Genomic DNA, 12,722 nt, shown 5'->3' with positions numbered 1-12,722 from the left:
CCTATATAAGCTGATCCCGAACAGGGGAACATAATGTTGGATTGGCTAAAGTCCTTGCTGGGGCGACGCGGGCATTTCGCAGCACTTGATGCTGCCGATTTTCCTGAATTTGCGCCCGGCTCGGTCTGGTTGGTTGGCGCGGGCCCCGGCGCGCCGGGTCTGATTTCACTTCTCGGCTATCATGCTTTGGGACAGGCCGATGTCATTGTTTACGACGCGCTGGTGAGTGAACGTCTGTTGGCGCAAGCCAATCCAGGCGCTCAGAAAATTTACGCCGGCAAGCGCGGTGGCAAACCAAGCCCCAAACAGGCGGATATAACGCTGCAATTGATCGATTGGGCGCAAAAAGGCAAACGCGTCTTGCGCCTCAAAGGCGGGGACCCGTTCGTTTTTGGTCGTGGTGGCGAGGAAGCTGGGGCCCTGTTCCGCGCCAAAGTAAAATTCCGCATCGTGCCGGGCATTTCATCAGGCTTGGGCGGGCTGGCTTATGCCGGCATTCCGGTTACCCACCGCGAAACTAACCAATCGGTTATTTTCCTGACCGGCCATGATGAAACAGGCGACGTCTCGCCACTTGATTGGCCCGCCATTGCAAGGGCGGCGCCGGTGATCGTCATGTTCATGGCTGTCAAGCATCTGGGCACCATTACCCAAAAACTGCTAGCCGCCGGCCGCGATCCAGCAGATCGGATCGCAATCGTCTCCAACGCCGCCTCGCCTCAGCAATCCGTCATCGAATCGAGCCTTGCCGACGCCGGCACTCTGGCAAATGTGCCAACACCAGCCATTGTCGTTGTAGGGCCCGTCAGCGCCTATCGCGAAGCGTTGGATTGGTACGTCGGCCCGGCGCGGGAGAACGGCTTTGGTTAAGGGGCTGGTCATTGGCGCGCCGCGCTCGGGCTCTGGCAAGACAATTGTAACGCTTGGATTACTCGCGGCCTTGAAGCAGCGCGGTATCGATGTTGCCGCCGCCAAGACCGGGCCGGATTACATCGATCCAACCCTGTTGGCACGGGCAGCCCAGCGCCCCGCGATAAATCTTGACCCCTGGGCCATGAGCGGCCATCGCCTCAAACATCTGGCATCGAGTGTGGATGCCCAACATTTACTGATCGAAGGCGTCATGGGCCTGTTCGACGGCGCCGCCGACGGCATCGGTTCTACCGGCGATCTGGCCGAATTGCTCGAACTGCCAGTAGTGCTGGTCGTCGATGCAGATAAGCAGAGCCAATCCATTGCGCCCTTGGTATCCGGCTTTGCCAATTGGAGATTTGGCGTACAAATTGGCGGCGTCATTCTCAATCGTGTTGCAAGCACGCGACATGAAAAAATGTTGCTTGAAGCGCTGTCGGCCACCGGTATTCCCTGCCTTGGTGCAATTCCACGCAATCCCCAGCTGGTCGTGCCGGAACGCCATCTTGGTCTGGTCATGCCCAACGAGGTTACGGCATTCGATCACTTCCTGACCGAAGCGGCTCAATCCTTGGGTGATTATGTTGATCTGGGCCAACTGCTCAATCTTGCACAGCCGGTACCTTCCGAGCAGGATTTGCCACGTCTGGCGCCGTTGGGCCAACACATCGCGATCGCTCGGGACGATGCTTTTGCCTTCATTTATCCGCATCTTCTAGAGGGCTGGCGTCAGACAGGAGCAGAACTGTCGTTTTTTTCCCCGCTCGCCGACGAGGCGCCTGATGCCTCTGCCGATGCTGTTTATTTGCCCGGCGGCTATCCCGAGCTGCACGGCGCGGGTCTTGCCGCCGCAAAAACCTTCAAGGCAGGGCTATTGGCTGCGCAAAATCGCGACGCGCTCATTTACGGTGAGTGCGGTGGGTTCATGGTGATGGGTGAGGTCTTGCTCGACAAGACCGGCATTCCCCATGAAATGGCCGGCCTGTTGCCCGTGGTAACTCAGATTGACCGCCCCAAACGGATTCTCGGCTATCGGCGGCTGGCCCATCAGAGCGCCTTGCCGTGGCCGCAATTGCTGGCGGGTCACGAGTTCCACTATTCCTCGGCAAAGCAATCGCGCCTGCCACCGCTTTTCCATGCCAACGATGCGCGCGGCGAAGCGTTGCCACCAATGGGCGCAGCGATTGGCAGAACCATGGGTTCCTACGCCCACGTTATTGATGTGGGTACGCCATGACGGCAAGAGCATTGATGTTCATGGGCACCGGCTCCGATGTCGGCAAGTCACTGATCGTTGCTGGTCTGTGTCGGGCCATGGCCAATCGCGGTCTCAAGGTTGCGCCATTCAAACCGCAAAACATGTCCAACAATGCCGCTGTGGCCGAGGATGGCGGCGAAATCGGGCGCGCTCAGGCCTTGCAGGCGCGCGCCGCGCGCCGCCAGCCGATCACGGCAATGAATCCGGTGCTGCTGAAGCCCGAGCAGGAAACCGGCGCCCAACTTGTGGTTCGCGGTCAGCGCGTAGGCTCGATGCCGGCTCGGGACTATTTCAAGAAGCGGGGCGAATTGCTGCCGCAGGTGGTTGCCGCCTTCCATGAACTGGCCGACGACACCGATCTGGTGCTGGTCGAGGGCGCTGGCAGCGCCTCCGAAGTGAACTTGCGGACCGGCGATATCGCCAATTTTGGCTTCGCCCGCGCCGCCAATGTGCCGGTAATTGTTATTGGCGATATTCATCGCGGCGGCGTCATTGCCTCGCTTGTCGGCACCTTCTCTGTCGTCACATCAAAGGATCGGGACATGATCGTGGCAACACTTGTCAACAAGTTCCAGGGCGATCCGAGCCTGTTTGATGCCGGTAAGGCCTATATCGCCGAACTCACCGGACGGCCGGTGTTTGGGCCGCTACCTATGTTTGCGGACGCGTCAAAGCTTCCCGCTGAAGATGTGCTGGCGCTCGACGCGCCGCGTCAGGCCAGTGGCGGTCGACTGACCATTGCTGTGCCGCGTTTGCCGCGCATCGCCAATTTCGATGATCTCGACCCCCTGCGGGCCGAACCAGAAGTAAATCTGATCATCATTGAGCCGGGCAGCCCGCTCCCCCGCAGCGCCGATCTCATCATTTTGCCGGGTTCAAAGGCCACTCGCGCCGATTTGGCCATCTTGCGCAAACAGGGCTGGGACATTGATATTCTGGCGCACTATCGCGCAGGGGGGCGGATTATCGGAATTTGCGGCGGCTATCAAATGTTGGGTCAATCCATTGCCGACCCTGACGGCATAGAGGGCACACCCGGCATCAGCGAAGGCCTTGGCCTCCTCGATATCAAAACCATCCTTGCACCGGTCAAAACATTAGGCATGGTCGATGGCTTTGAAATTGCCGGCGGTCACCCCATCACCGGGTATCATATGCACATGGGCCGTTCGCAGGGTCCCGATTGCGCCAATCCGTTCGCCCAGATCAGCAATTTGCCCGAAGGTGCCTGCAGCCCCGATGGCCGGGTCTTTGGCACGTATCTGCACGGCGTTTTTGCGTCCGACAGCTTTCGCGCCGCATTTCTGGGTGGAACAACAAGCGGGCTCATTTATGAAGCCGGCGTGGAAGCAGCGCTTGACGCCTTGGCCACCCACCTTGAGTCTCATCTCGATCTCGATGCGCTTCTGGCGCTTGCCCAGCCGTTGGAAATTGTCTGATGCATGTCTTTATCGCCCCCTTGGCTCTGATGGTTGAGCGCTACACCGGCTACCCACCTCACCTGATGAATGCAATTGGCCACCCCGTTATCTGGTTCGGCAAGCTCATCGACTTTCTCGAAACCCGCGTCGATCGCCGCGAAAGAACCACACAGCAGCGACGCGACGCCGGTATCATTTCAATGACGATCCTCCTGGGGGGCGTGGTCCTCGTCGCCTTGCTGGTCCAACAATTGACGCGCCAAATTCCGCAGGGCTGGTTGCTTGAAATGCTGTTGGCAACGCCATTTTTCGCGCAAAAGGAGCTCGGTCGCGCAGTGCGCACCGTCGCCGAGGCATTGGACATTTCGCTTGACGCCGGTCGTGCCGAGGTAAGCCAAATCGTCGGTCGTGACGCCGATCAATTGGACGAGGCCGAGGTCAGCCGCGCCGCCATTGAAACATTGGCCGAAAGTACATCCGATGGCATTGTGGCCCCCTGGTTCTGGCTGGTCCTGTTCGGTTTGCCGGGCATCGTCGCCTATAAGGCCATCAACACCGCCGACTCCATGATTGGACATCTTAATGATCGCTATCGCGACTTTGGATGGGCTGCTGCCAAACTTGATGATGTGGTCAATTGGATTCCTGCGCGGCTAAGTACCATGCTGATCACGGCGGCCTGTTTCATCGTGCCTCATGCAAGTCCGGGCAAGGCATGGGCAACAGCGGGCCGCGACGCCTCTGGACACGCCTCGCCCAATTCGGGCTGGCCCGAAGCCGCTTTTGCCGGAGCACTTGGCTTTTCACTGGGCGGGCCTCGCTCTTATGATGGAAATACTGTTGAGCTGCCACGGATGGGATCTGGCAAGCATGAACTGCGCGGCAGCGACATTTTGCGCGCCCTTCAACTGTACCGGGCAACGCTGAATATCCTGCTGGGCCTGAGCCTTGCGATTGCATTGCTGATGCTTTCGGCAACGGGTTAGCTCCGAGCGACCGGCCGCCCAGAAGCCCCAACTACCTGACCCTTAAGCGTCAGCGGTAATCCAGCCGTCACAAAATATACGTCGGAGCACGCCTCGGCCAATTGTTGATGCGTTGACCCGGCCAGATCGCGAAACATCCGCGCCAGCGCGTTGTCGGGCACGATCCCCTGACCCACCTCGTTTGAGACCAGAATTATCCGACACTCATCGATTTGCGTCATGGCGGCTTCAAGCATATCGACCGCATCGGCAACGCTGGCGCCTTCCCCCAAAAGATTGGAAATCCACAGCGTGAGGCAATCAACCAGAATCACATCGTGATCGCCGGCGGCTGCGAGTAGGGCCCGGGGCAGATCCAGCGGTTCCTCAATGGTTGTAAACAGCTGATCACGCATGCGTTGATGATTTTCGACGCGCTCGCGCATCTCCTCATCCATCGCTTCGGCGGTTGCCAGATAGGCTGGCCTTCTACCCGCGCCGAGCGCAAAACGCTCCGCAAACCCTGTCTTTCCGGAGCGGGCTCCCCCTAAAATTAACACATGGCGCGCCATCAAACGGCCCTCCGTGGTGCTTCCGCTGCACCCAGCACATTTGTGCCATGTTCAAACAGCTCTTTGCCTGCCAATTTTGTCCCTTATTCTACTTTCGTCTAATGATCTTTCGCATTATGGTCCGCGCGAATTATTCGCTGTAGGACCAGCATATAGGACGGAGACGCAAGCGTGCCCAGATATTATCTCGGCGTGGACGGTGGTGGCACCAATTGCCGCGTCCGTCTGGCCAATGAAAATCTCGAAACGCTCGCCGAAGTCCGCAATGGCCGGTCCAATCTGCAGATCGACGACGGCGACCCTGCCTATGCTGCCGTCAACGCGGGTACACGTGAAGTCTTTGAAAAGGCAGGTGTTGATTTCGCAGAAACTGCAAACACCTACGCTTGTTTCGGCATGGCGGGCGGTCGCCTGAATTCGGCCCGCGAAGAATTTGCCCTCAGAGATTGGCCCTTTGCCAAAGTGCGGGTCTATGATGATATCGACATTGCCCACGCCGGCGCCCTTGGTGGCAAGGATGGCGCAGTGATCATCGTGGGAACAGGCTCCGCGGGTCTGGCAATAATTGATGGTCAGCGCCATCAGGCCGGTGGCTGGGGTTTTGAGATCGGCGATCAAATGTCTGGCGCCATTCTGGGACGAGAGCTTGTCCGCATCGCCGTTGAGGCTGAAGACCGATTGGTCGAGGGTTCTGCCCTGACCAAGGCAGTTATCGCCAAACTGGGTGGCAACAACGATGCCGTTATGGACTGGTCTTTCGATGATAACCGGAACCCCGCCGATTATGGCGCATTGATGCCCATGTTCATCGAGCACTATCAACAGGGGGACGCCATTGCCATCAAACTGATGGCGTTGCAGTTCTCCTACATCGACGCCTATGCCGACTGGTTCAAGGCCCGGGGTGCCAAGGTCATGGCAATTGTTGGTGGTTTTGGACAAGCGCTCTTTCCGCTGCTTGAAAAACGTTATGGCGATTTCGTCGCTCTGCCAAAATTTGAACCGCTGCACGGCGCCCTGATTCTGTCCAAACAGAATTTTGCGTCCGCCTGAACCTTGTATTGAAGGGACTATTTTATCGTGTCCAGCCGTATCATTCCAGTCCAGCCTTTTGATTATGTGGTGTTTGGCGCCACCGGCGATCTGACCAGGCGTAAGCTCATCCCGGCGCTCTATTATCGCTTCAAGGACGGCCAGTTCGACGAGCAGTCGCGCATTATCGGAGTGTCGCGCTCCAAGCTCAGTGATGCCGATTTCCAGAAGGTGGCACGCACCGCGATCAGCGAATTCGTCGACAAGGAATATCAGGACAAGGCCGTTATCGACCGTTTCGTCTCAATATTCTCCTACATCGTCAACGACGTGAGCAATGAAGCCGGTTGGGGCGATCTCAAGGGGGCATTGCGCGAAGAGCCCGAAGTCGTTCGCGCCTTCTATCTCGCGGTTGCGCCTAACCTGTTCGAGCCGATCGCTGAATATCTTGCCAAGAAGAAATTTTACCGTCGCGACGCGCGCGTTGTGATCGAAAAACCGTTGGGTCACGACTTGGAATCCTCGATGGAAATCAATGATGGCGTTGCCAAGATTTTTCGAGAAGATCAGGTCTACCGTATCGATCACTATCTTGGCAAAGAGACGGTTCAGAACCTTTTGGCGCTGCGCTTTGCCAATATGTTGTTCGAACCGATCTGGAATTCGGCCCATATCGACCATGTTCAGATTACCGTCGCCGAAACCGTTGGTGCTGGTACGCGCGGCTATTATGACGAATCTGGCGCTTTGCGCGACATGATCCAAAATCACATGTTGCAGCTCTTGTGCCTCGTGGCCATGGAACCGCCAGCCTCTGATGATGCAAACGCCCTGCGCGACGAAAAGCTCAAGGTTCTGCGTTCACTCAAGCCGATCACCAATGGCGAAGTCGGCAAGATGACGGTGCGTGGTCAATATCGCGGAATTTCTTCGGAAACCGTTTCGGTCAAGAGTTACCAGGACGAGTTGCCCGAGGAAAAGAAGGGCAGCCGCACCGAGACTTTTGTTGCGGTAAAAGCCGAGATTGAAAACTGGCGATGGGCGGGCGTGCCATTTTACCTGCGCACCGGCAAGCGGATGGCTAAGCGGGTTTCCGAAATCTGCATTCAGTTCAAGCCCATCCCCCATTCGATCTTTGATCATGCCGAGGGCGCGCCGCGTTCAAACAAACTCATCATTCGTTTGCAGCCCGATGAGGGCGTCAAACTGATGATGATGATAAAGGATCCGGGTCCCGGTGGGATGCGCTTGCGGGAAGTGCCGCTTAATCTGAGCTTCGCCCAGACTTTTGCCGAACGCACGCCCGAAGCCTATGAGCGCCTGCTGCTTGATGTGGTCAGGGGTAATCAAACCTTGTTCATGCGACGTGATGAACTCGAGGCCGCGTGGAAATGGGTCGACCCGATCCGGGAAGCCTGGGAGGCATCTACCGATCCGACTCAAATCTATACAGCGGGTACCTGGGGCCCAACCGCCGCCATCGCCTTGATCGAACGCGATGGCCGCACCTGGCATGAGGATGAGTACTAAGGTGAGCATCGAACGACGCAGTTTCGAAGGCCGACTGGCGCTTGCCAAAGAGCTGGCGATCAATGTTGCCAACCATATCAATTCGGCCATCGAGGCCAATGGCATCGCGGCAATTGCAGTTTCGGGTGGCTCGACGCCAGCCCGGTTTTTTGCGGCGCTTGGCAAGCATAAGGACGTCGATTGGTCCAAGGTGATTGTTACGCTGGTGGATGAGCGCTGGGTCAGTGAAACCAGCGACCGCTCCAACGCTATGCTGGTCAACGAACGCATGTTGCAAGGCCCTGCAGCCATTGCGCGTTTTCTACCGCTCTATACTGGTGGCCAAACCCCCGATGACGCTGCAATCGAGCGCACCAATGCGCTTCTGGGCGATCTGCCGCGCCCCTTTGCCGCTGTAATTCTTGGCATGGGTGGCGATGGCCACACTGCCTCATTTTTCCCCGGCGGCAACACGTTGAGCAAGGCGTTGTCGGCCGCTGGCCCGGCCTTGGCCATCGAGGCGCCCGGCGCGGGCGAGCCGCGCGTGACCCTGACATTGCCTTATCTTCTCGATACTGACGCTCTTTACCTCCATATTGAGGGTGAGGAAAAGGCTCAGGTGCTGGAAACAGCGCTTGGTGAAGGGCCGGTCGAGCAAATGCCCATCCGCGCCGTGTTGCGCGCAGGAAAGCCTGTAACTGTCTATTGGGCGCCATAGCTCCTGAGGCGATCCCCAATTGGTCGCCTCGGCCGCTCCGTCCGCCCACAAAGGAGCAACCATGACTGTGCTTAAAGCCATTCAGGACGTAACTGACCGCATCGCAGACCGTAGCCGCGAGTCGCGACGCGATTATCTCAATCGGCTTGATGCCGCCAAGGAAGCTGGCGTTTATCGCTCCCGACTGTCCTGCGGAAATCTTGCCCACGGCTTTGCCGCCTCCAGCCCCTCCGAAAAGGCCGCTCTGGCGGGGAACAAGACGCTTAATCTGGGTATCGTCACCAGTTACAACGACATGCTGTCGGCGCACCAGCCGTACCAAACCTATCCCGATATCATCAAGGCAGCGGCACGTGAGATCGGCGCAACCGCACAGGTCGCGGGCGGCGTACCAGCCATGTGCGATGGCGTCACTCAAGGCCAGCCGGGCATGGATTTGAGCTTGTTTTCGCGCGATGTCATTGCCATGGCGACGGCCATTTCGCTGAGTCATAATATGTTTGATGCCGGTGTGTTTCTGGGGATTTGCGACAAGATCGTGCCTGGCCTGTTGATTGGAGCTCTAACGTTTGGGCATTTGCCCGCCGTTTTCGTGCCCGCCGGGCCAATGCCTTCGGGACTGCCGAATGACGAGAAATCACGCATTCGCCAGCTCTATATGGAGGGCAAGGTCGGGCGCGCCGAACTGCTTGAGGCAGAGGCGAAATCATACCACTCGGCGGGCACCTGCACATTTTATGGCACCGCAAATTCCAATCAGATGCTGATGGAAATCATGGGTCTGCACCTGCCGGGCGCCAGCTTCGTCAATCCGGGCACACCACTGCGCGATGCGCTAACCCAGGAAGCGACACGCCGGGCGCTTTCGCTTTCGGCTCAGGGCAACAATTATACCCCCGTTGGCCATGTCATTGACGAAAAAGCCATCGTCAACGGCCTCGTGGGGTTGCATGCGACAGGCGGTTCGACCAACCACACCATGCACCTGATCGCCATCGCAGCGGCGGCTGGGCTGACGGTGACATGGGACGACATGTCCGACCTGTCCGATGCCACTCCCTTGCTGGCGCGGGTCTATCCCAATGGCGTTGCTGATGTGAACCATTTCCACGCGGCGGGTGGTATGGGCTTTCTCATTCAGGAACTGCTTGGATCAGGACATCTGCATGAAGACGTCAAGACCGTCTGGGGAACAGGCCTGTCTGGCTATTGTGTCGAAGCCAAACTGATCGAGGATAAGTTGAGCTTTGAACCGGCTCCCAAGGAGTCGGCGCTACCCAAGGTTCTCGCTTCGGCAAAGGCTCCGTTCCAGCCAACGGGTGGGCTCAAGCTGTTGACCGGCAATATTGGTCGCTCGGTCATCAAGGTGTCGGCGGTCAAGCCCGAGCATCGGGTTGTTGAAGCGCCTGCCCGGGTGTTCCATGGGCAGGAAGGCTTGCAGGAAGCGTTCAAGGCGGGTGAACTGACCGGCGATCTGATCGCTGTCGTGCGGTTTTCCGGGCCGCGGGCGATTGGCATGCCGGAGTTGCACAAGCTGACGCCGGCGCTGGGGCTGTTGCAGGATCGGGGTTTTAAGGTGGCGCTGCTGACCGACGGGCGGATGTCGGGGGCGTCGGGCAAGGTGCCGGCGGCGATCCACATGACGCCCGAAGCCATGGACGGCGGCGCGATTGCCAAGATCCGCGATGGCGACATGATCCGGCTCGATGCCAATGAAGGAACGCTGCAATTCCTTGGCGACGAGCGCGAATTCTTCTCACGCACCCCGGCCACCGAGGATCTGCGTCCCCAGCATTTTGGCATGGGGCGCGAATTGTTCGCGGGCATGCGCAGTCTGGTTGGCGTGGCCGACCGGGGCGCCAGCGTCTTTCAATAGAGGCTAGCGCGTCCGCCCGAACAGCCTTTCTATGTCGCGCTTCTTGAGTTCGACATAGGTCGGGCGGCCGTGAATACATTGGCCCGAATGGGGGTCGCCTCCATATCGCGCAAAAGGGCATTCATTTCATCGACCCGCAGGCGGCGGCCCGAACGGACCGAGCCATGACAGGCCATGCGCCCGATAATGGCCTCCATCCGGTCACTGAGCGCAGTGGTGGTTTCCCACTCGGCCAACCCATCGGCAAGATCGCGGATCAAGCCCTCAATATCGGTTTGCCCGAGCAAGGCCGGGGTTTCGCGCACCGCAATGGCGCGGGCACCGAAGCGCTCGATATAAAGACCAAAGCGCTCAAAGTCGGCGGCGGCGTCTTCAAGGCGGACGCAATCTTCCTCGGGCAGTTCGATAACCACCGGAATAAGTTGGGCCTGACTGGGCACCGGCCCGGACGCCAACTGGGTCTTGAAACGCTCATAAACCAGGCGTTCGTGGGCGGCGTGCTGGTCAACCAGCAATAGCCCATCGCCATTCTGGGCGATGATGAAATTGTCAAACATCTGGGCGCGGGCGGTGCCGAGCGGATAGTCGACAAGCCCCGCCGGTTCGCTGTCCTCGACCCGCCCGCTCGGTTCAGTAAACCCGGCAAAGCCGCGCTCTGCGGCGATTGGATAATCGCGCGACGCATACGCTGATGGCGTTGCAGCAAAGGGCGTGGGTGACAAGGGGCCAGAGCGAGGGGCGGAGGCAGCGGCGTCGTGACCCGGCGCGGAAAACGCTCCGATGACATCTTCGGCAACGCTGCTCGAAGCCTTGAAACCGGCATGGGTCAAGGCTTCGCCGATGGCACGAATGACGGCGCTGCGCACGCCACCGGCATCGCGAAACCGCAATTCGGCCTTGGCGGGATGTACATTGACATCGACCTCGCCCGGATCGACCGCCAGATAGAGCGCAATGACGGGAAACCGGTCGCGGAAGGTGAAATCGGCGTAGGCGGCGCGAACCGCCCCCATCAAGACCTTGTCGCGCACCGAGCGGCCATTGACGAAATAGAACTGGCTGAGCGAATTGGCGCGGGTGTAGGTGGGCAGGCCCGCCAGACCGGCAACGACAACGCCGTGTCGGGTGGTGGCCAGCCGGACCGCGTTCTGGGCAAAATCGTCGCCAATGACTTGCGCCAACCGTCCGGCGAGCGCGCCATCGCCGGTGACGGCAGGCCAGTTGGTTGTGCTGCGGTCCGATCCGCTAAGAACGAAATGGACTTCGGGATTGGCCATGGCCAGACGCTTGACCACGTCGGTGATCGCTGCGGTTTCGCCCCGGTCGGTCTTGAGGAATTTCAGCCGGGCAGGGATATGGGCAAAGAGATTTTTGACCTCGATGATGGTGCCGCGATTCATCGCCTGGGGCAGGGGGCCATGCTTCTTGCCGCCCAAAACATTAAGCCGCAGACCGGTTTCAGCGTTTTTGGTGCGGGTTGAAATGGTCAGTTCGGCCACCGATCCGATGGAGGCCAGCGCCTCGCCGCGAAAACCGAGGGTGCGAATATCGTCAAGCTCGGCGTCACCCAATTTGGAGGTGGCGTGCCGCTCGACCGAAAGCACCAGATCGCGCGCATCCATGCCGTGGCCATCATCCTCGATGCGGATAAGGCTTTTGCCACCGCCAGCGGTGGTAATGACAATGCGCGTAGCGGTTGCATCAATGGCGTTTTCGACCAGTTCCTTGACAACGCTTGCGGGGCGCTCGACGACTTCGCCCGCCGCAATGCGGTTGATCAGATCATCAGGTAATTGCCGGATCGGCATGCAGCGATTCTCCTTTGGGCCAGCATAGGGGATCGCCACGCGGTTTCCGACCCGCTTTGCATTTTGCCCACGACCAAATCCCGCCCGGCACGAGGCCTGCGGTTTAAAAGATTGCGACATGCGGCGAGAACCGGCCTCATGTGATTTTTAAGTTACGAGACTGGTCTCGCCGCATGCGATGGGCTTTCAGGACTATGGAGCGCTTTGTTCCAGCCTGGCCGGACAAACCCGTCACACGGACCCAGGAGCGCGCGACCGCCTCCCACCCATCTGCTCTCCCACGGACCGTTCGTCGCGACCCCGCAATCGCGTGGGGAGTGAGTGTTATTGTGGCAGAGGCTTTGGGCGTGGGGATAAGTTTTGCGTGGGGGGGTGCTGACCCTCCATCGCCATACGGTCATTCCGGTGGAGGCCGGAATCCATCGTGGCGGTCGTACTGGCAGTGAGGGCGGATAAATCTCATGATGGACCCCGGGTCAAGCCCGGGGTGACACCGAGTGGGGGCAGCCGCCATGCTTCCAACGCGGTCGCTTGCGGCACCTATCGGCTAGGGCGGGGGAACAATCCAAGATTTCAAATTCAAAATTGCTGCGGCTTCGTCAATCATTGGACGAATAACACGCATGTTAGTAGTGCTTGGCAAGTTTCTCT

General features: G+C 58.9%; 9 protein-coding genes and 1 pseudogene. 8 read left to right on the top strand and 2 right to left on the bottom strand.

Annotated features, from left to right (window positions below; translation table 11 throughout):
* Window positions 1–33 precede the first annotated feature (33 nt).
* The 4 genes from cobA to cbiB are packed head-to-tail and all read left to right on the top strand — an operon-like array spanning window position 34 to window position 4,577.
* Window positions 34–870, top strand: coding sequence for a uroporphyrinogen-III C-methyltransferase (gene cobA / locus PSQ90_RS03750; RefSeq protein ID WP_282212101.1), 837 nt, complete (start codon window positions 34–36; stop codon window positions 868–870).
* Entirely contained in the window at window positions 863–2,149 is a 1,287-nt protein-coding gene (locus PSQ90_RS03745) for a cobyrinate a,c-diamide synthase (RefSeq protein WP_282212100.1), read from the top strand. The genes cobA and PSQ90_RS03745 overlap by 8 nt, the downstream gene beginning before the upstream one ends.
* Window positions 2,146–3,609, top strand: a complete 1,464-nt coding sequence (locus PSQ90_RS03740; protein ID WP_282212099.1) for a cobyric acid synthase — start codon at window positions 2,146–2,148, stop codon at window positions 3,607–3,609. Before PSQ90_RS03745 ends, PSQ90_RS03740 begins: the two co-directional genes overlap by 4 nt.
* Window positions 3,609–4,577 carry an adenosylcobinamide-phosphate synthase CbiB gene (cbiB, locus tag PSQ90_RS03735; protein WP_282212098.1) on the top strand — a complete coding sequence of 323 codons (969 nt, stop codon included), beginning with the start codon at window positions 3,609–3,611 and terminating at the stop codon, window positions 4,575–4,577. The genes PSQ90_RS03740 and cbiB overlap by 1 nt, the downstream gene beginning before the upstream one ends.
* Here the strand turns inward: cbiB and cobU are convergent.
* Window positions 4,574–5,128 carry a bifunctional adenosylcobinamide kinase/adenosylcobinamide-phosphate guanylyltransferase gene (gene cobU, locus PSQ90_RS03730; RefSeq protein ID WP_282212097.1) on the bottom strand — a complete coding sequence of 185 codons (555 nt, stop codon included), beginning with the start codon at window positions 5,126–5,128 and terminating at the stop codon, window positions 4,574–4,576. The two genes, cbiB and cobU, sit on opposite strands and share 4 nt — an antisense overlap.
* A 171-nt stretch (window positions 5,129–5,299) precedes the next feature.
* Here cobU and PSQ90_RS03725 point away from each other — a divergent pair, with 171 nt between their 5' ends.
* The 4 genes from PSQ90_RS03725 (at window position 5,300) to edd (ending at window position 10,263) form a co-directional block, all read left to right on the top strand.
* Complete coding sequence (locus PSQ90_RS03725; RefSeq protein WP_282212096.1) at window positions 5,300–6,181, top strand: BadF/BadG/BcrA/BcrD ATPase family protein; 882 nt, start codon at window positions 5,300–5,302, stop codon at window positions 6,179–6,181.
* 27 nt (window positions 6,182–6,208) lie between these two features.
* Window positions 6,209–7,690, top strand: a complete 1,482-nt coding sequence (zwf, locus tag PSQ90_RS03720) for a glucose-6-phosphate dehydrogenase (RefSeq protein ID WP_282212095.1) — start codon at window positions 6,209–6,211, stop codon at window positions 7,688–7,690.
* A gap of 1 nt (window position 7,691) precedes the next feature.
* On the top strand, window positions 7,692–8,387 hold the full coding sequence (gene pgl, locus PSQ90_RS03715) for a 6-phosphogluconolactonase (RefSeq protein ID WP_282212094.1): 696 nt from the start codon (window positions 7,692–7,694) through the stop codon (window positions 8,385–8,387).
* 61 nt (window positions 8,388–8,448) lie between these two features.
* Window positions 8,449–10,263, top strand: coding sequence for a phosphogluconate dehydratase (edd, locus tag PSQ90_RS03710; protein WP_282212093.1), 1,815 nt, complete (start codon window positions 8,449–8,451; stop codon window positions 10,261–10,263).
* Between the two features lie 3 nt (window positions 10,264–10,266).
* On the opposite strand, the pseudogene mutL reads toward edd, so the two are convergent.
* Window positions 10,267–12,071 (bottom strand): annotated as a pseudogene (gene mutL, locus PSQ90_RS03705) (DNA mismatch repair endonuclease MutL).
* Window positions 12,072–12,722 lie beyond the last annotated feature (651 nt).

Source organism: Devosia rhodophyticola (assembly GCF_028816475.1).
In the GTDB taxonomy this organism is placed as follows: Bacteria; Pseudomonadota; Alphaproteobacteria; order Rhizobiales; family Devosiaceae; genus Devosia; species Devosia rhodophyticola.
Note: the sequence above shows the minus strand (reverse complement) of the source record. Positions and strands in the feature narration are given on the sequence as shown.